The organism is Bradyrhizobium sp. 159, assembly GCF_023073795.1.
Taxonomy (GTDB): Bacteria; Pseudomonadota; Alphaproteobacteria; order Rhizobiales; family Xanthobacteraceae; genus Bradyrhizobium.
In genome coordinates this window covers 212,397-230,117 of sequence record NZ_JADPKE010000090.1, presented here as the reverse complement: position 1 = coordinate 230,117, position 17,721 = coordinate 212,397, and the positions used below count along the sequence as shown (strand labels likewise).

15 protein-coding genes are annotated in these 17,721 nt (G+C 64.4%); 8 read left to right on the top strand and 7 right to left on the bottom strand.

Going from position 1 to position 17,721, the window contains the following annotated elements:
• Nucleotides 1-159: 159 nt before the first annotated feature.
• Nucleotides 160-2,406: an exopolysaccharide transport family protein gene (locus tag IVA96_RS28950; protein ID WP_247420705.1), complete on the bottom strand. Its 2,247-nt coding sequence runs from the start codon at nucleotides 2,404-2,406 to the stop codon at nucleotides 160-162.
• Nucleotides 2,407-2,607: 201 nt separating this feature from the next.
• Between IVA96_RS28950 and IVA96_RS28945 the strand changes: the two genes are divergently transcribed.
• The 3 genes from IVA96_RS28945 to IVA96_RS28935 all read left to right on the top strand — a co-directional run bounded on the left by IVA96_RS28945 (nucleotide 2,608) and on the right by IVA96_RS28935 (nucleotide 6,822).
• Nucleotides 2,608-3,741 (top strand): glycosyltransferase family 4 protein, encoded by a 1,134-nt coding sequence (locus IVA96_RS28945; RefSeq protein ID WP_247277093.1) that lies wholly within the window; start codon nucleotides 2,608-2,610, stop codon nucleotides 3,739-3,741.
• Between the two features lie 112 nt (nucleotides 3,742-3,853).
• Nucleotides 3,854-5,404: an undecaprenyl-phosphate glucose phosphotransferase gene (locus IVA96_RS28940; RefSeq protein WP_247420701.1), complete on the top strand. Its 1,551-nt coding sequence runs from the start codon at nucleotides 3,854-3,856 to the stop codon at nucleotides 5,402-5,404.
• 161 nt (nucleotides 5,405-5,565) lie between these two features.
• On the top strand, nucleotides 5,566-6,822 hold the full coding sequence (locus tag IVA96_RS28935) for an O-antigen ligase family protein (RefSeq protein ID WP_247277091.1): 1,257 nt from the start codon (nucleotides 5,566-5,568) through the stop codon (nucleotides 6,820-6,822).
• Here IVA96_RS28935 and IVA96_RS28930 read toward each other — a convergent pair.
• Nucleotides 6,791-7,267 carry a MarR family transcriptional regulator gene (locus IVA96_RS28930; RefSeq protein WP_247277188.1) on the bottom strand — a complete coding sequence of 159 codons (477 nt, stop codon included), beginning with the start codon at nucleotides 7,265-7,267 and terminating at the stop codon, nucleotides 6,791-6,793. The two genes, IVA96_RS28935 and IVA96_RS28930, sit on opposite strands and share 32 nt — an antisense overlap.
• Before the next feature lie 148 nt (nucleotides 7,268-7,415).
• Between IVA96_RS28930 and IVA96_RS28925 the strand changes: the two genes are divergently transcribed.
• On the top strand, nucleotides 7,416-8,612 hold the full coding sequence (locus IVA96_RS28925) for an FAD-dependent monooxygenase (protein ID WP_247277090.1): 1,197 nt from the start codon (nucleotides 7,416-7,418) through the stop codon (nucleotides 8,610-8,612).
• Nucleotides 8,613-8,791: 179 nt separating this feature from the next.
• On the opposite strand, the gene IVA96_RS28920 is transcribed toward IVA96_RS28925, so the two are convergent.
• The 3 genes from IVA96_RS28920 to IVA96_RS28910 are packed head-to-tail and all read right to left on the bottom strand — an operon-like array spanning nucleotide 8,792 to nucleotide 11,585.
• Complete coding sequence (locus tag IVA96_RS28920; protein ID WP_247277089.1) at nucleotides 8,792-9,970, bottom strand: saccharopine dehydrogenase NADP-binding domain-containing protein; 1,179 nt, start codon at nucleotides 9,968-9,970, stop codon at nucleotides 8,792-8,794.
• 9 nt (nucleotides 9,971-9,979) lie between these two features.
• On the bottom strand, nucleotides 9,980-10,762 hold the full coding sequence (locus IVA96_RS28915) for a DUF169 domain-containing protein (RefSeq protein WP_247277088.1): 783 nt from the start codon (nucleotides 10,760-10,762) through the stop codon (nucleotides 9,980-9,982).
• Nucleotides 10,763-10,817: 55 nt separating this feature from the next.
• Entirely contained in the window at nucleotides 10,818-11,585 is a 768-nt protein-coding gene (locus IVA96_RS28910) for a YdcF family protein (RefSeq protein WP_247277187.1), read from the bottom strand.
• 168 nt (nucleotides 11,586-11,753) lie between these two features.
• Between IVA96_RS28910 and IVA96_RS28905 the strand changes: the two genes are divergently transcribed.
• The 3 genes from IVA96_RS28905 (at nucleotide 11,754) to IVA96_RS28895 (ending at nucleotide 13,670) form a co-directional block, all read left to right on the top strand.
• On the top strand, nucleotides 11,754-12,695 hold the full coding sequence (locus tag IVA96_RS28905) for an acetamidase/formamidase family protein (RefSeq protein ID WP_247277087.1): 942 nt from the start codon (nucleotides 11,754-11,756) through the stop codon (nucleotides 12,693-12,695).
• Nucleotides 12,696-12,895: 200 nt separating this feature from the next.
• Nucleotides 12,896-13,093 carry a hypothetical protein gene (locus IVA96_RS28900; RefSeq protein ID WP_007603456.1) on the top strand — a complete coding sequence of 66 codons (198 nt, stop codon included), beginning with the start codon at nucleotides 12,896-12,898 and terminating at the stop codon, nucleotides 13,091-13,093.
• Nucleotides 13,094-13,166: 73 nt separating this feature from the next.
• The gene (locus IVA96_RS28895; protein ID WP_247277086.1) at nucleotides 13,167-13,670 is read left to right on the top strand and encodes a GcrA family cell cycle regulator; all 504 of its coding nucleotides are present in this window, start codon (nucleotides 13,167-13,169) and stop codon (nucleotides 13,668-13,670) included.
• A 265-nt stretch (nucleotides 13,671-13,935) separates the two neighbouring features.
• Here IVA96_RS28895 and IVA96_RS28890 read toward each other — a convergent pair whose 3' ends face one another.
• Nucleotides 13,936-15,492: a porin gene (locus IVA96_RS28890; RefSeq protein ID WP_247277085.1), complete on the bottom strand. Its 1,557-nt coding sequence runs from the start codon at nucleotides 15,490-15,492 to the stop codon at nucleotides 13,936-13,938.
• 408 nt (nucleotides 15,493-15,900) lie between these two features.
• Between IVA96_RS28890 and IVA96_RS28885 the strand changes: the two genes are divergently transcribed.
• Nucleotides 15,901-16,407 (top strand): MarR family transcriptional regulator, encoded by a 507-nt coding sequence (locus IVA96_RS28885; protein WP_247277084.1) that lies wholly within the window; start codon nucleotides 15,901-15,903, stop codon nucleotides 16,405-16,407.
• Between the two features lie 13 nt (nucleotides 16,408-16,420).
• Here the strand turns inward: IVA96_RS28885 and IVA96_RS28880 are convergent, their stop codons facing one another.
• Entirely contained in the window at nucleotides 16,421-17,536 is a 1,116-nt protein-coding gene (locus IVA96_RS28880) for an alpha/beta hydrolase (protein ID WP_247277083.1), read from the bottom strand.
• Nucleotides 17,537-17,721 lie beyond the last annotated feature (185 nt).

The following is a 17,721-nucleotide window of genomic DNA, read 5'->3' as shown; positions in this document are numbered from 1 at the left end:
TCACCCTGACACCACCATCTCCTTGCGCCTCAAGCTCAAGCGCGCCGGGTGGAACGATGCCTTTCTTTTTGAGCTCCTCGGCCACATGCGATAGCCCTGCCCTGGAGGGGGAGGTAAGAGCAGCACTGATCGGTAGATTACCGGGGGCAGCGCCCTCGCCTACGCCGCCACCACGCGCGGCGCGTCCATCGCATTGGACGGCTGCACCGGCCTGCTCAGCATCGTCACGTCGCTAAAGCCGACGGCCCTCAGCTGCTCGCACATCAGCGTGCGCGCATCCTGTGCCATCGATGCATCCGGTACCACGACGGCGCGGGCATCGGCCGTCAGCAACTCGGCCGGCAGGTCGGAGGCACCGCCGGCATCCAGCAGCACGTGGTCGTAGGCCCGGAGCAGCGCATCGATCGCGAGCGTCACCCGCGGTGATTGCAGCAGGCTGCGATCGAAGCCGGGGCGGCCGGCCATGACCAGATGCAGCCGCGACAGCTTGTCCCGGGTGATAACCTGCGCGAAAGACGCTTCGCCCTGCATCAGCTCGGCAAGGCCGGGCGCGGAGGCATCGACGGCCACCGCGGCAATGGTCGGCGAGGACGCGGCGAGATCGACCACGACGACGCGTGCGTCACGCGCGAGATGCCGGGCGAGCGTCAGCGCTGAGAGCGTAATCGAGTCGCCGGCCGCGGTGCCGAGCACCGTAATCTTCTTCGCCGCCGCGCCCGCGGCGCGCAGGCTCTCGGCCAATTGCTCGATCTCGGCGAATTCGGTCATCTCGGCCTCAGCGGCCATCGCCGGCTGAAGCGGCCCGGGCTCGCCGACGACGGGATCGACCCTCGGCTCGACCACCGGCTCCGCTGCCGGTTCTTGGCGCACCGTCGCCCGTGACGGTAGGACCGCAGCCACAGCCCGCGGCGCAGTCTGGCGCAGCAGCTCGCCGGTGACGACGACGCCGGACGACAGCAGCAGCGTCGCAATCGTCGCGATCAGCACGATCGGCAGCTTCTTAGGGTAGGCCGGGGTATTCGAGACGATGGCGCGCGAAATGATGCGGCCGTCCGTCGGGGCGGTATCGATGGTCTCGCGGGTGTTGGCCTCGCGATATTTGGCGAGATAGGTTTCCAGCAGGTCGCGCTGCGCCTTGGCCTCGCGCTCGAGCGCGCGGAGCTGCACGTCCTGGCCGTTGGTGGATGCCGCCTGCTTCTTGAGCTGCTCGAGGCTCGCCGCCAGACCGTCGACCCGGCCGCTGGCGATTCGAGCGTCGCTTTCGAGCGAACGCGAAATCTTCGCCGCTTCGTCGCGGATCTGATTGTCGAGGTCGCCAAGCTGCGCCTTCAACTCCTTGATCCGGGGATGATTGCCGAGCAGCGTGGATGACTGCTCGGCGAGCTGCGCACGCAGCGTCACCCGCTGCTCCGAGAGCCGCCGCATCAATTCGGAGTTCACCACCTCCGATGCCTCGATCGGCTTTCCGCTCTGGAGCATTTCGCGGATCAGCCGCGCTTTGGATTCTGCGTCGGCCTTGATCGAGCGCGCGTTGTTGAGCTGGGTATTGATCTCGCCCATCTGCTGGTTCGACAGCGTGGTGTTGTTGGTGCCGACGAACAGGCTCGACTTGGAGCGGAAGTCCTCGACCCGCCCCTCCGCCTCGGACACCTTCTTGCGCAAATTCTCGATCTCGCCCGCCAGCCACTGGCTGGCGTTCTTGGCCTGCTCCTGGCGTACACCCTGCTGGAGCACGAGATAAACGTCGGCGATAGAGTTGGCGACGCGCGCGGCGAGCTCGGGATCGGCGGACTGGAATTCGACCACGATCACGCGCGACTTGTCGACGGCGTAAGCCTGGAGGCGCTCGTAATAGGCATCCAGCACGCGCTCTTCCGGTGTCATCGAGAACGGATCGCGGGCGATGCCGACCAGCGCTGCCAGCGACTTCAGCGGCGAGATGCCTTGCAGCACCGGATCGAATTCGGGCCGCTCCGCGAGCTTGTTCTTCTTGATGATCTCGCGCGCGAGATCGCGCGACAGCACGAGCTGCACCTGGCTGGTGACGGCCTCGGCGTCGAGCGCCTGCCGCTCTTCGGTGCGATCGCTATTCGGGCGCAGGAACACGTTCTCGCGGCCATCGATCAGGATCCGCGATTCAGACTTGTAGCGCGGTGTGACGAGATTGATGGCAACAACCGATGCAACGAGCACCAGCACAGTCGGCACGATGATCCAGCCGCGCTTGCGCGCCAATGCCGCGCCGAGCCCGTGCAGGTCGATGTCGCCGGATTCGACTTGCGCCTGCTTCGCGACGACCGGCGCAGGCTTCGCTTGGACCTTGGGCGCGGCTTCGGGTTTGGACTTTGAGACAGCCCGCTCGATCACCGCCTTGTCCTTGCCGGCACGCCAGAACGCTAAACGCATCGAACACTCCCGCAGGGGCAACGCCACAAGCTACCCCACCAGGGCGACTACACTCCATTAAGGTTGCCGCTGGGTTAATCGCTGCGTCCAGCGACTGACGCATGCGCGCCCGTCACCGTTTGTTAACCACGAGGGCCCTTAATCCGTCTCGATTATTTCGCGAAATTGTTCGGCAGTTGCCGTCGAGCGCTGGTTTTGATCATGCCCCCTTCTCCCGACCGGCCGCTTCGCATCCTGCACGCCGTGCGCGCACCAGTTGGCGGCATCTTCCGCCACATCCTCGACGTCGCCAATGGCCAGGTCGACCGCGGCCATCATGTCGGCATCCTCGCCGACAGCCTCACCGGCGGCGAGCGTGCCGACAAGGCGCTTGCCGGACTCGCGCCGCGACTGAAGCTCGGCGTGCACCGGCTCGCGATCCGCCGCGAACCGTCACCTGACGACGTCCTGGTGTGGCTTCGCATGCGACGCCTGATCGCGACGCTCAGGCCCGACGTCATGCACGGCCATGGCGCCAAGGCCGGCGCCTTCATCCGAATGCGGCGGCGCTCCGACGACACCATCCGCATCTACACCCCGCATGGCGGCTCGCTGCATTATCCCCTCAACACATTCAAGGGCGAGTTCTACGCGCGGCTCGAGCGCACGCTGATGGACGCGACCGACCTGTTCCTGTTCGAGAGCGCATTTGCCCGCGACACCTATCAACGCATCGTCGGCACGCCCAAGGGCGTGGTGCATTGCGTCTTCAACGGCGTCACGGCGGAGGAGTTCGAGCCCGTCGCGACTGCCGAGGATGCCACCGACCTCGCCTATGTCGGCGAGTTCAGGCACATCAAGGGCGCGGATCTGCTGGTCGATGCCGTCGCGCGCCTGCACGAGAACGGCAAGAAGGTCACGCTGACGCTCGGCGGCGACGGCGAGGAAACCGCGGCGCTGAAGGCTCAGGTCGAGAGGCTCGGCCTCTCCAGCGCGATCCGTTTCATCGGGCACGTCAAGGCGCGGTACGGCTTCTCCAAGGGCCGGCTGCTGGTCGTCCCCTCGCGTGGCGATTCCATGCCCTATGTCGTGATCGAGGCTGGTGCTGCCGGCATTCCCATGATCGCGGCCCGCATCGGCGGCATTCCCGAGATCTTCGGGCCGGAGAGCCCCGCCCTGTTCGCGCCGAGCAATTCCGAGGCCATGGCCGAGGCGATCGCGGCCTCGCTCGACGATCCGCAAGGGACGGCCCAGCGCGCAACCGCCCTGCGCGCGCGCATCTCGGCGCATTTTTCGCAGCAGGCGATGGTCGACGGCGTGCTCGCCGCTTATCGCGACGCATTTGCCAATCATTAACCATTCTTAAGCCCGCTTTAGAAAATCTTCCGATTTGTTCGATAATCGAAGTGCGGGGGATGCCCGGGCGCGCAAAACCGTGCCGCGGGCTTTGGAATGGACGTGGACGCTCGTGGAACCGCTCAACGCACGCTCGATGCTCGATGCCGCGACCAGCGCCGCGGCGAAGCCTGCTGACCAACCCTTTGTGGAGCGCCGCCGCCGGCTCTCGCCCGCAGCGCTCGAGGTCGTCAATCAGAAGGTCGCCCGCGCCTATTCGCCCATCGTGATCGCCGGCTTCGTCCGCCTGGCTGATTTCGCGTTGCTCAGCCTCGTCGGCATTGCGCTCTACGCCGGCTATGTCATGCCGCTCGCCGGTGGGTTCAACTGGGTCTATCCTGCGGAGATTATCGCGGTGGCGGTCGCCGCTGTGGTCTGTTTCCAGGCCGCCGACATCTACCAGGTGCAGTTGTTCCGCGGGCAGCTTCGGCAGATGACGCGGATGATCTCGTCCTGGTCGTTCGTCTTCCTGCTCTTCATCGGCATCTCGTTCTTCGCCAAATTCGGCAGCGAAGTGTCGCGGCTGTGGCTTGCCGCCTTCTACTTCCTCGGGCTCGCCGCGCTGATGGCCGAGCGTCTCGTCCTGCGCTCGCTGGTGCGCGGCTGGGCGCGCGAGGGCCGGCTCGACCGCCGCACCATCATCGTCGGCTCCGACAGCAACGGTGAGCAACTGGTCCAGGCGCTGAAGGCGCAGGAGGATTCCGACATCCACGTTCTCGGCGTGTTCGACGATCGCAACGACAGCCGCGCGCTCGACACCTGCGCCGGCGCGCGCAAGCTCGGCAAGGTCGACGATATCGTCGAATTCGCTCGCCGCACTCGTGTCGACCTCGTGCTGTTCGCGCTGCCGATCTCGGCGGAGACCCGCATCCTGGAGATGCTGAAGAAGCTCTGGGTGCTGCCGGTCGACATTCGCCTCTCCGCGCACACCAACAAGCTGCGCTTCCGGCCCCGCTCCTATTCCTATCTCGGCGAAGTGCCGACGCTGGACGTGTTCGAGGCGCCGATCACCGACTGGGATCTGGTGATGAAATGGCTGTTCGACCGCATCGTCGGCAGTCTCGCGCTGCTCGCCGCGCTGCCGGTTATGGGACTGGTGGCGTTGGCCGTGAAGCTCGACAGCCCCGGCCCGGTGCTGTTCCGCCAGAAACGCTTCGGCTTCAACAACGAGCGGATCGACGTCTACAAATTCCGCTCGATGTACCACCATCAGGCCGATCCGACCGCCTCGAAGGTCGTGACCAAGAACGATCCACGTGTCACCCGCGTCGGCCGCTTCATCCGCAAGAGCAGCCTCGACGAGTTGCCGCAGCTCTTCAACGTCGTCTTCTCGGGCAACCTCTCGCTGGTCGGCCCGCGTCCGCATGCGGTGCAGGGCAAGCTCCAGAGCCGCCTGTTCGACGAAGCCGTCGACGGCTACTTCGCGCGCCACCGCGTCAAGCCCGGCATCACCGGCTGGGCGCAGATCAACGGCTGGCGCGGCGAAATCGACAATGAAGAGAAGATCCAGAAACGCGTCGAGTTCGACCTCTATTACATCGAGAACTGGTCGGTGCTGTTCGATCTCTACATTCTCCTGAAGACGCCGATCTCGCTGCTAACCAAGAACGAGAACGCGTATTGAATTGAGTTTATCTGTCATGCCCCGCGAAGGCGGGGCATCCAGTACTCCGCAGCGCCAACCGTTGTCCGCAATAGGCGCCGCGGAGTACTGGATCGCCCGGTCAAGCCGGGCGATGACAGCGGTATTGTGGCGTACCAGTAGCGTAAGCGTATGAGCGTGCGATGGCGTATGCGGCGACAGCCGGTGAAGTGAACGTAGCCGTACGGGCTGCACCCGGCGTGCTGGCCCTCCAGCGCGCGCTGGTATGGCTGGTCGGCGCGTCGGGCGCGATCGTGTTCATCGAGCCGAGTCCCTACGAGATCGCGACGCTGCTCGCGACTGTCACCTTCTTTGCCACCGGTCTGCGGCTGAAGCTCGCGCTGATGCCGCTGGTGCTGATATTGGTCCTGCTCAATGTCGGCTACACCATCAGCGCGATCCCGCTGCTCGATCAGTCCGAGGTGGCGAGCTGGATCGCGACCTCCTGGTATATGGCGGTGACCGTGGTGTTCTTCGCGATGGTCACCTCGGAGGATACGGCGGCCCGGCTCGACATGCTTCGCCGCGGGCTCGTGGTCGGCGCCATGGTGGCCTCGTTATTGGCGGTCGCCGGTTACTTCCACCTGATCCCCGGCGGAGACGATCTCCTCACGCTCTACGGACGCGCGCGCGGCACGTTCAAGGATCCGAACGTGCTCGGCGCCTTCCTCATCCTGCCGGCGCTGTTCTCGCTCCAGAGCGTGGTTTCGGACAAGCTCGGCAAGGCGTTCCGCAATGTCATCGGCTTCGGCCTCATGTCGCTGGCGATCCTGCTCGCCTTCTCCCGCGCCGCCTGGGGCGGCTTGGTGTTGACCTCCGCCTTCATGCTGGCGCTGATGGTGTTGACCAGCCGCACCAACGCGCAGCGCTCCCGCATCATCGTCATGGCGATCGTCGCCGCGGTGCTGGGACTGGCCTTGATCGCGGTGCTGCTGTCATTCGACTCGATTGCCGAGATGTTCAAGCAGCGCGCGAGCTTCGACCAGAGCTATGACGAGGGCCGCTTCGGCCGGTTCGGCCGCCACATTCTCGGCGCCGAGATGGCGCTCGACCTGCCGTTCGGCATCGGCCCCCTGCAATTCCACCGCTTCTTCCCCGAGGACACCCACAACTCCTATCTCAACGCCTTCATGTCCGGCGGCTGGCTCTCCGGCGTGTGCTATCCCGCGCTGGTCTTCACCACCGTCATCATGGGCTTCCGCCACATCTTCGTCCGCGTGCCCTGGCAGCGCGCCTATCTCGCGGTGTTCTCTGCCTTCATCGGCACTATCGGCGAAAATTTTGTGATCGACACCGACCACTGGCGGCACTTCTGGATGATGCTGGGCGCGATGTGGGGCATGATCGCGGCCGCACAGGTCTACAAAATCAAGGCTGACGACGAAGCTTCTTCAGCTTGAGAGCGGGACGCTTCTCCGGCGGGGTCTCGAGCAGGCCCTTGAGCGCCTCCGTGGCTGCGAGCACGGCCTTGTAGCCCTCATTGGCGAAGCGCAGCAGCAGACGCAGTTCCTCGTCTGAATAGCCGCCGAACACCTTCTCCATCGCCTGCTGCATCGGTACGTAGAACTGACCGATCTTCATCGCCGCGTCCGGCACGACCGCGATGAAAACCTTCCGGCGATCGGTCTCGTCGCGTTCACGGCGCACCAAGCCAGCCTTTTCGAGCCGGTCGACCACGCCGGTGATGGCGCCGGTCGTGAGCCCCGTGACCTCGGCCAGCCGGCCCGCAGTGACACGGCCTTCGAGATACAGGATGTCCATGCATTCAAGGTCGGAATTGGCAATTCCGGCAACGTTCGCAACGGTCTGGCCGTAGAGCACGCCCTGCGCGGACGACCTGCGCATCGCCTCCTCGAGCTCCTGCAACAGCGCATCGCGCGCCTTCGTCCTTGACAAGATCCGCCTCATCACTTAGTCGGTATACATCTTAGCTACTAAGAGATTTAGCTAGCCGTAATTTCTCCTAGCACCGCGGAAACGTCGGGAGCAAGCCATGTCCTATCGTCCCCGCAAGGCCCTGATCATCGGCGCCGGCATCGCCGGGCCCGTCGCTGCGATCCTGCTTCGCCGGGCCGGCATCGAGTCGGCGATCTATGAGGCCTGGCCCTATTCGAAGGGCATTGGCGGCGGCCTTCAGATCGCACCGAACGGCATGCATGTCATGGACGAGATCGGCCTTGCGAAAGAGTTGATCAGCCGCGGCTCGGTCGCGGAGGCCTTCGACTTCTATTCGCAGGACGGCGAGCGGCTCGGCTCGATCAACCGCGACATGGAGCGGCGCTTCGGCCAGCCGGCCGTCAACATCTCCCGCGCCACGCTGAACGAAATCCTGATCGACAAGGCCTGGTGTGCCTGCGTCTCACTCTACTTCGAGAAGCGCCTGATCAAGATCGAGGACCGCGGCGACCAGCCGATCATCGCCTACTTCGCCGACGGCACCACGGCCGAGGGCGACTTCCTGATAGGCGCCGACGGCGTTCACTCGGTGGCGCGCCGCCAGGTGGTGCCGGATGGGCCGCAGCCGTTCAACACCGGACTGATCGGCTTCGGCGGCTTCGTGCCGCACGCGGTGCTCGACGGCAGGCCGATCGGCCGCCACGTCGAGACGACGTTCGGACAGAGTGGCTTCTTCGGCTACGGCTATTGCAGCCCCGAACCGGACGACGGCGTGATGTGGTGGAGCACGCAGCCGGCGCACGGCATGGACGCGGTGATGTTTCGCGCGCTCGACCACGCGACGATGAAGCAGCATCTGCGCGGCTTTCATCGCGGCTGGCACGATCCGATTTCCGACATCATCGAAGCGGCCGAGAACATCGTCGTCACCGACACGCTCGACGTCGCGACCTTGCCGACCTGGTCGCGCAAGCGCTCGCTGCTAATCGGCGATGCGGCGCATGCGACCAGCCCCCATGCCGGCCAAGGCGCTTCGCTGGCGCTGGAGGATGCGATGCGGCTCGCGCGGCTGATGCAGGAGGGGCAGGAGCTCAGCGCCACGTTCCAGACCTTCGAGGCCGCGCGCCGCCCGCGCACCGAAAAGATCGTCGCCATGGCGCGCCGCAATGGCAACAGCAAGCGCGAGTTTAGCGCCACCGGTGCGTGGGTTCGCAATCAGATGCTGAAGTGGCTCCTGCCACTCGGCGCCAAGGGCATGGATTTCATGTACGCCTACGACGCGCGGGCGGTGTGATTTGGCGGGCCCTCAGGATGACGACCGGGTACGCGGCACTCATTTCAACGAGCACCGATGCTGCTTAGCCTCATCCTGAGGAGACCGCGAAGCGGGCGTCTCGAAGGACGAGGCGCGCGCTCAGGGCGCGCAAAGCGCCATATGCGATTGCCCCGCAGCTTGCGACGAGAGGCGAGGAGCTACGTCTCCACCTCGAACGTCAGCCCCGCATTGTCACGCAGCCGCTTGATCAGCTTGTGCTGCATCGCTGCACCCGGTGTCCAGAAGCCGGCCGGAACGTCAGCCGCATCGCGCAGCAGGCAGATCGCGCATTCGGAGATCATCCTCGAGGTCGAGCCGTAGCCGGGATCGCGGTCACCGGTGACGCCGGCGCGCACCTGGCGGCCGTCGGGCGCGATCGCAACATACAGCAGATCGAAGAGGCCGTTCTCGCGCTCTTCCTTCGAAGGTCCCTCGCCCGGCTTCGGTGCGCCGGGGCCGGTCTTGCCGGCGTTTGCCGCCATCACGCGCTTCGCGTTGGCCTCGCCCATCTCGCCCGGACCGGTCAGCACCATCTCGTCGTAGACGAAATCCTTGCCGTAGGGAAAGCCCATCAGCATGTTGGAGCGGTGAACGTTGCGCGTGTTGATCAGCGCCATCGCGAACGGGGCCGCCCAGGATTGCAGGTCCTCCTCGACGAAGGGCTTGTTGCCCTTCGGCTGCTTCGGGCCGGTGAAGCCGGGCGTCAACGCAAACGGATCGTTCAGGATCGCGACAAGGCTGAGGTCCTTGGCAACCGCATCGAAGGTCGCTTTTGCACTCGCCGCGGTGCCGCCTGACAGCGTACCACGCATGTCGCGCACGCGGCCCTTGACGCGCGGCGCCGGCGCGCCGAACACGCGCTTGGCCTCTTCCTGCACGAAGAAAGTGCCAAGCTCGAACGGCACGGAATCATAGCCGCAGGAAAACACGATGCGCGCGCCGCTTGCCTTGGCCGCGGCCTCGTATTTGTCGATCATCTTCCGCATCCAGACCGGCTCGCCGCAGAGATCGAAATAATCCACGCCCGCAGCGACGCAGGCCGCGAGCAGTTCCTCGCCGTAGAACTGATACGGTCCGACCGTCGTGATCACCGATCTGGTCTGCGCCACCATCGCCTTCAGCGAAGCCGCATCCGACGCGTCGGCCACGATCAATGGCGTCTCGGCGTGTGCGCCGATCGCTTCGCGCACCGATCTCAGCTTGTCGAGGCTGCGGCCGGCCAGCGCCCATGTCAGCGCCTTGCCGTCCTTGTAATGCGCCGACAGATATTCGGCGACGAGTTGGCCGGTGAAACCGGTCGCGCCGTAGACGACGATGTCGAATTTCGCAGAGCTCATAATCGGCCTTTACTTTTTCGCGTAGCTCACGCCCATGCCGGCACGGACGTCGCTTTGAATGCCATAGGGCGGAATCGGATAGCGCAGGCCATTCTTAGCCAGCGCCTTCATGCCCTCGATTGCCTTGGCGAGGTGCGAGGGCTTCAAGGCCATCAGCATCTCCTCGTCCGGCACGCCGCCATAGCGCCGTTCGGCATAGCATGGCAAGGACAGGCTGGGCTCGCCGGTCTTGAGCGCCCGCCCCCAGGAATCCGCGCAGGCGGTCTCCCCGACCACGCCCCATTCGAACTTCCTGTAGCCGGTATATTGCAGCCCGTTGATCAGGATGATCATCTGCCCGGGCGTCGCGTAAACGAGGCAAATGTCGGGCGGATCGAGCCTGCCGCTCGCGAGCGGGCTGACGGCGAGCGCCTGATATTGCCCGAACGGCACCACATCGAGCGCTTCCTGGCGCTTGCGTGCATCTTCCGCCGTGCCGTGCCACACCCCGACGTAACTGTCGCCCGCGAGCCATTTATCATCCTGCGGCGCAAGACCGATCACGGCGCGGCATTGCGCACCCACGAGATCGTCGGCGGTGATGCCGACGGTCCATCCCAGACGCGCGGCCATGCTGACGATCTGGTCGGTGGTGTGGATCGCGTTCGGCCGCCGGATTTTTGGGATCGCCTCCATGTCCGCGGCGCGCGCGAACAGTTTCATGCCGATCACCGTCGTCTTCAGCCGGAGCAGGCTGTTGAGATCGGCGACGAGTGCAGCAAGGTCGATCCTATCCGCGCTCTGCTGTTGCATGGCGTCCTCCGGTCCGGCGATCGCGCGCCGCCTGTTGTTGTTTGCGGCTCTCGTTCTAGTCCTTGGTGGGCCCCGGAAGCAACTCGCCGGTCCTGCCCATCAGGCGGTAGGCCACGAGGCCGATCCACTCGCGCACGGCGACGTCGGTTCGGCCAAGCCCGTCCGCACCCATATTGGTGAAGGAAAAGAGATCGTCACGCCCGCCCATTCGCCAGTCCACCGGGTAGGCTTCGACGTCAAATCCGGCCTTGCGAAAGATCCCCATCGAGCGCGGCATGTGAAAGGCCGACGTCACCAGAAGCCAGCGCTCGCCCGGCTTCGGCGACACCAATTGCTTCGTGAAGATGGCATTCTCCCAGGTGTTGCGGGAGTCCCGCTCGAGGATCAGGCGTTGCTTCGCTATGCCGACATTCTCCAGGACTGGCGCGGAGTAATCAGCTTCCCTCGCGACGGTCGAGACCAGGTTCGACGTGCCTCCGGTGAAGACGATACGCGCATTGGGATAGCGGCGCGCGAGCTCGGCCGGCGCAAACAGACGATCGGCCGCGTGCGCGACCACCGGCGTGCGATGAGCCGCCGACAGATCGGTGTCGACGGAGCCGCCGAGCACGATGATGCCGTCGGGCGCACCGCGCGACGGATCCCAGGGCGCAAAGCGCGACTCCAGCGGATAGAGCAAGAGATTGCCGAGCGGCGAGAACGCTGCGAGCGCCAGCAGAACCAGCGTGACTGCGGCAAGCTTGCGGCCGAACGCGGCAAAGCGCGTCGCCATCAGCACGACAGACACGATCCCAAGCTCGACCAGGAGATTGATCGGCAGCAGCGCGACACCAAGGGTCTTGGAAAGAGCGAAAAACAGGAGAGCCTCGCTGGAATGATCGTGCCCGTCATGCGCGGGCTTGACCGGCCCGGCCTTCTTCAGAAATCTTCTTGAAAGAGGATCGATCGCCGGGTCAAGCCCGCGGCCGATGAAACCAACCGGACCCGGCAAATGACCCATCATCACCTGCATTCCAGCCCCGAAACCTGCCATTGGGGCTTCTTCGAAGCCGCGCTCAGGCCTGTCCTCACCATCGCCAGCGGCGACGAGGTGACGATCGACACCATCAGCGGCGGTCCGGACATGCTGCCCGACCGCAATCAGTTTCACATTCCGCCGGAGATGTTGGAGGTTCACGCCAGGAACGAGCGCATGCTGCCCGGCCACATCCTCACCGGTCCGATCGCGGTCGAAGGCGCCGAGCCCGGCGATGTGCTCGCGGTCGAGATCCTCGACGTCGAGCTCCGGCAGGATTGGGGCTGGAACATGATCAAGCCGCTGTCCGGCACCCTGCCCGACGATTTCCACGCGACGCGTATCCTGAACATCCCGCTCGACCGAACGCGGATGACCGGCCGCATGCCATGGGGTCTGGACCTGCCGCTCAAACCGTTCTTCGGCGTGATGGGCGTGTCGCCGCCGCCGGCCTGGGGCCGCATCTCCTCGCTGGTCCCCCGCGCGATGGGCGGCAATCTCGACAACAAGGAGCTCGGCGCGGGCGCAACACTTTATTTGCCGGTGTTCGTGCCGGGCGCGCTGTTCTCCTGCGGCGACGGGCACGGCGTGCAAGGCGACGGCGAGGTCTGCGTCACCGCGATCGAGACTGCACTCCGGGGCCGCTTCCGCCTGACATTGCGCAAGGATCTCAAGTTCGACTATCCCCGCGCCGAGACGGCGACGCACTACATGACCATGGCGATGGACCCCGACCTCGACCAGTGCGTGGTGCGCGCGCTGCGCGACATGATCGCGCTGCTCGGCGAGACGCGAAACTTGTCGCGTGAGGACGCCTACACGCTGTGCAGCCTGGCCGCCGATCTGCGGGTGACGCAGACCGTTAACGGCGCCAAGGGTATCCATTGCATGATCGAAAAGGCGATCGTGCACGGCTGAGCCGGCGCGCCTCTCCTGATGTGGTGACGCCACGCCGCCGCCCGGCTTTCGGGCGACGTGCCGCGCCATGCCCGAACTTCTCCAGCGATTCCAACGGGCTGACATACCGGTCTGGCCCGGATTTGACTTGCACCCCCGAACCTAAATAGAGTCTTAATCGTTACTTTTATGTACCCGAGTAAGAGGCTAGCGTTCGGGCCATGGCCACCGAAAAAGCCGAGACTGACCGCATTCCCGTAACCTTGGCGCTCTCGACCATCACCTATCTGGAGAAACTGGTGAGACAGGGCACCCACGGCACGAGCGTTCCCGGCGTTGCGCGGACATTGATCGAGGAAGGCATCCGTCTCGCCATCAAGGACGGGCTTTTGTCGATCCGCGACAATGGCAGGACGTGAGCGCGCGCCTGACGTGAGGCGGACCGATCTCGAGAGGCGGATGGCCGACATCTGCAACCTGGGACCGTTACACATGCCTGCTCTTTCCCCGACTCCTTCTCAGACCGCTTCACCGACTTGGACCGACGAACGCATTGAACTCTTGAAGCGGCACTTCGACGCCGGCCTCTCCTGCCGAGAGATCGCCGCCGACATCGGCGTCAGCCGCAACGCCGTGATCGGCAAGCTGTCCCGATTGAATCTGACGCGGGGCCGGACGGTCGATGACCGCAAGGTTCACGACAGGGGCTTTGCGCCGGCGCGCGCGTCGAGGGCCGTCCCGCGGCTGCAATACGAGATGCTCGCCACGATCTACGGCGAGACCGGCATGCCCGTGGTTGCAGAGCCGATCGACGACGGCAACCGCTGCTCGCTGCTGGAGCTGTCTGAGAATCGCTGCCGCTGGCCGATCTCGACGCCGGGCGAAGACGATTTCTGCTTCTGCGGCAATGCTGCGCCGGAGGGCCAATCCTACTGCGGCGGCCACAGCCGCCTCGCCTACCGGCCGAACTCACGCACCCGCGCTATCCGCGGCTGAAACAGGCACTCCCACAACGAAAAACCTCCGGTGGGGCATCACCGGAGGTTTCTGGAGGCTTAGCGTGAAGCCAAGAGCCGCAACTTTCGTAATCGGCTGAGAGCTATATAGCTTAGTAACTCAGGTAAGTAAATAAATCTGAGGCGATTGAATCGCATAGCACGTCTTCATCGACTGCGTGGGAGGCTGCCGATTCCGAACCGCCTCCTTGTAAAAAAGCCCCGGCGGTTTCCCGCCGGGGCTGCTTCATCTTCGAAGACCGAGCTTACCAGTTGCGCTGTGCGCGCAGCAGCAGGCTGTAGGTGTCCTGGTCCTTCAGCTCGTAGGTGGCCGCCGGCTTGGCGACAGTCGTCAGTGCTCCGGTCGTGATCGCGCCCGAGTACTTCTGGTCGAGATGGCTGTAGGTGAAGTCAGCCGAGAACGTCAGGTTCTTCACCGGCGTCCAGCGCGTGATGACGCCGACCTGGCCAATGTTGAAGTCCGGGTTGCAGGTACCGGTCAGGGTGGCGAACGCCGCGCTGCCGCAGATCAGGCCCTTGGCGGTGCCGTTGTAGTTGACCGCAGCCCACGCACCATAGAGTGCCGTGTTCCAGTACGGGCTCCAGTTGTGGGTGTAGGCACCCCGGAAGCCGTAGGTCTTGGTCAGCTCGAGGTTGCCGCCCGGGCCGAACACCGCGTCAGACACGCCGGCGAAGCCGATGCTCTGATAAGCGGCGTTCGAGCTGCCGAACATCGAGTAGCTGGTCGCTGCCAGCGACTGGAAGTTGTAGCGGCTCGCGCCCTCGGTGTAGACGCCGGACAGATTGATCACGTCGCCGGCGCCGGTCGGAATGTTCTTGATCGACAGAGCGAGCTGGACGGCCCAGCCCCACTTGTCTTCCGGATGACCGGTGACTTCAGTGGCGCCGTAATAGCCGACGTGGTTGTCGTGTGCGGCGACCGACGCCTGGAACATACCCCAGGCCTGGTCGACGCGGACCATACCGACGAGGTCGGGAGATCGGGTGCCGCCGATGTCGTTCGAGCCGTAGGCGCCGCCGAGGACGCCGGTGGTGCTCATGCCCGCCGTGTTCCAGAGGTTGGTCGTGAAGAACTGAGTCTGGTCCTGCGCCGAGATCGTCGCCGTCACGCCCTGGCCGAAATCGGCCGTGTAGGTGAACTGGGCGACGCCGTTGGTCGAGCCGCTGCCGCCGACCAACTGGTCGAAGTTGTTGCCGGGATAGTTGACCCAGGGCGCGTCGAACTGCGATACCGCCTTACCCATCGTGAAGCCGGCGAACTGGATGAAGGCATAGTAGACGCCGAGCGCGCCGCCCGAGATGCCGCCGTCGGTGCCGTTGACGTTGCCGCTGGAGGAGCCGACGAGGCCCGTGCCCGCAGCGTTGAGGCCGAGGGTGCCGCTGTACTGGGTGGCGCCCGTGCCCGAACCGGTGCCGACATAATTGCCGGTCGTCCAGGTGAAGACCGCGTCGAAATAGGTGCGGACCACGCCGTACTCGGTCGCGGTGCGCGTGTCGATGTTGAGATCTTCACGAGCGCGCATCGAGTAGTAGTTCGTCAAGCGGTTGTTCGCCGCGAAGACGCCGTTGTACTGGGCGCTGTAATTGCCGCCCGCGTTGAGGGCGACTTCAGCACGCAGATAACCGCCCAGCTTGATGCAGGTGTCGGTCCCTGGGATGTAGTAGAAACCCGCACCATAGAGCGTGCAGATCTTGACGTATTCGACCGCCTTGGCCTTGACCGGAAGATCGGCCGCCTGGGCTCCACCGACGGCGATCAGACCCGCCGCAGTGCCGAGCAAAAGGCTCTTCACCAGTTTCATTTAAAACCTCCAAGTTGCTCATTTTACGGAGACCAGACCGTATGGCCCCCCAGATCTCCGTCTCTCAAATCCGCTCGGCCGCTTTGCGCTTTCGGACACACCCGCTTCGAGCGAGGGACGTGAGCGAACCACCTGCAACGGGACGATCGAGAACCCCCCACCGTCATGGATCAATATGCCTGCGTCGTTCGGTAATCAAAATAGTTTATTAGATCAGCTTTTTGGTTTTGCTGAACCTGTGCCCGGCGCGCAACACCGACGGCTCAAGGAGCAATCAACTGAGCTGATCATCTTTGTAGTTTTAGTGACAAAATTACCCTGCTCTGCACTTGCGTCAGGACAGGCTTGCGTGGACTATGGCCTGCTACGAACACTGGCCTGAAGAATCAGTTCACCGGGAGTGACGCTGTGTCCGCAACGAGGAAAGAGGGTTCACGCCTGCGCTCCGTCGGCAATCTGGATATCATCAGGCGCTTCACCTGGGAGATCTCTTCGATCAACATGTATCTGGAGGAGCTGCGTCAGTTCTGGGCGAGGACGCTCGGCATCAGCGGCCCGCAATGGCTGATCCTGATGGCCATCTCCGACCTCGATAAGGACGACGGCATTCCGGTCAACGTCGTCTCCAAGCTTCTCCACGTCGATCCGTCGTTCGTCACCACCCAGTCCAAGCTGCTCGAGAAAAAGGGCCTGTTGCGCCGTCGGCCCTCGCCGACCGACGCCAGGGTGGTCCGGCTGTCCCTGACCGAGAAGACACAGAAGCACCTGGCGAGCCTCAACGAGCAGTACAAGACCATCAAGGAATTCGTCTTCCAGGAGTTCGACGAGCAAGAGCTCACCGAATTCACCGCCAAGCTCGCAATGCTGAAGTCCCGCCTCGAGAAGGCCTGCGTCCGCCTCACACTCGATTTCTGACGCGCGCTTTAGATCATATCTGGCCGGTTGCGCCGAGCCGCGATTCGAGCCAGTCGAAGATGTATTCGTTGGCAAGGCTCGGATTGTCCGCATGGGCCTGCGCCGCGCCAGTCTCGGCCGCAGTGAACACCTTCAACATGACATCCGACGAGCTGCCAATACGGGAGCTCTGGACGATCTGACGCGCCCGGTCGGCCTTGAGCCAGCCATCCTCGCCGAGCGTGATCAACACAGGGCAGTCGATGCTGGAAGCCATCAGCGGCGCATGCGGCACCGGCACGATGCTGACGTCGCTCAGTGCGAATCGGCTGGCGAAGAAGGCCCGCTCGTGCAGGTCCCACAGGCCGCCGTCGCAGACGGCGGCGGCAAGCCGCGGCTCCTGCAACACCGCGCGCGCCACGAACGAAGAGCCCCAGCCATCCGCGACGATTGCAACGCGCGCGAAATCGACGTCACTGCGCGTCTCCAGATAGTCCATGACGCACGGTATCGCGCTCTCGAGATCCCGGCGCCGCAACAGCACATCGATATAATCGTCGCGCTGATCGCCGAACAGGTCCAGCGCCAGCACCGAGAATCCACGCTCGCACGCATGTGGCACGAGCTTGAAGAGAAATTCCTCCTTGCGGTGGCCGGGTTCGCCGATGCAGATCACGGTCGGAGCCCGCCCGCTTCCCGTCGGCGCAGGGAGGAAGTAGCCCTGCAGCGCATGTCCGTCGAGCCAAGGCACGGTCACGACTTCGCCGACCGGGCTGCGCGCCGAAAGGTAGCTGCGTGCGCATTCCTGCATTGCGAGCACAGCGACCCAGCGGCGCTCGTCGTCCTGCTCGAGCGGCATCGCCGCCGCGCCATAGTAGTTCATGGCGCGCAGCCAGTTGCGCCGTGCGCTCGCCATGTGGCCTTCTGCGGAGGCAGCCTCGGCGCGCTGCCGATTGGCTTGCGCCAGCTTCTTCCACTCGCGGTGCCAGGAGCGGCCGTCGCCCCGCTTCAGCTGCCGCGCGATCATCAGGCATTCGGCGATGGTGGCGCCGCCCTCCTGGGCGGCGGTGAGCAGCCGCGTGAATTCAGCGGAGATGTCCTCTCGCTCCGGGCAGAGGGTCCAGTCGTCGGAGAGGCATGCGGGCATCATCGGGAGCTACGCTCTATCGTCGCGTTACGCCTGGTTGACTAAACTATTTCAGGTCCCCAACCAAGCAGCCGCGACCAAAATGAAAGCCGTTCGAGATCACCATCGCTTGAACATTGTCGTGTCGCATGCGTGACATACCGATCGGTCATGATGCGGACGTCACATTGGCAAGAGGTGGCACACAA

Coding starts and splice junctions, on each gene's coding strand:
- IVA96_RS28950 (WP_247420705.1), bottom strand. CDS start 2,406: ATGCGTTTAGCGTTCTGGCGTGCCGGCAAGGACAAGGCGGTGATCGAG.
- IVA96_RS28945 (WP_247277093.1), top strand. CDS start 2,608: ATGCCCCCTTCTCCCGACCGGCCGCTTCGCATCCTGCACGCCGTGCGC.
- IVA96_RS28935 (WP_247277091.1), top strand. CDS start 5,566: ATGGCGTATGCGGCGACAGCCGGTGAAGTGAACGTAGCCGTACGGGCT.
- IVA96_RS28930 (WP_247277188.1), bottom strand. CDS start 7,267: ATGCGCAGGTCGTCCGCGCAGGGCGTGCTCTACGGCCAGACCGTTGCG.
- IVA96_RS28925 (WP_247277090.1), top strand. CDS start 7,416: ATGTCCTATCGTCCCCGCAAGGCCCTGATCATCGGCGCCGGCATCGCC.
- IVA96_RS28920 (WP_247277089.1), bottom strand. CDS start 9,970: ATGAGCTCTGCGAAATTCGACATCGTCGTCTACGGCGCGACCGGTTTC.
- IVA96_RS28915 (WP_247277088.1), bottom strand. CDS start 10,762: ATGCAACAGCAGAGCGCGGATAGGATCGACCTTGCTGCACTCGTCGCC.
- IVA96_RS28905 (WP_247277087.1), top strand. CDS start 11,754: ATGACCCATCATCACCTGCATTCCAGCCCCGAAACCTGCCATTGGGGC.
- IVA96_RS28900 (WP_007603456.1), top strand. CDS start 12,896: ATGGCCACCGAAAAAGCCGAGACTGACCGCATTCCCGTAACCTTGGCG.
- IVA96_RS28895 (WP_247277086.1), top strand. CDS start 13,167: ATGCCTGCTCTTTCCCCGACTCCTTCTCAGACCGCTTCACCGACTTGG.
- IVA96_RS28890 (WP_247277085.1), bottom strand. CDS start 15,492: ATGAAACTGGTGAAGAGCCTTTTGCTCGGCACTGCGGCGGGTCTGATC.
- IVA96_RS28880 (WP_247277083.1), bottom strand. CDS start 17,536: ATGATGCCCGCATGCCTCTCCGACGACTGGACCCTCTGCCCGGAGCGA.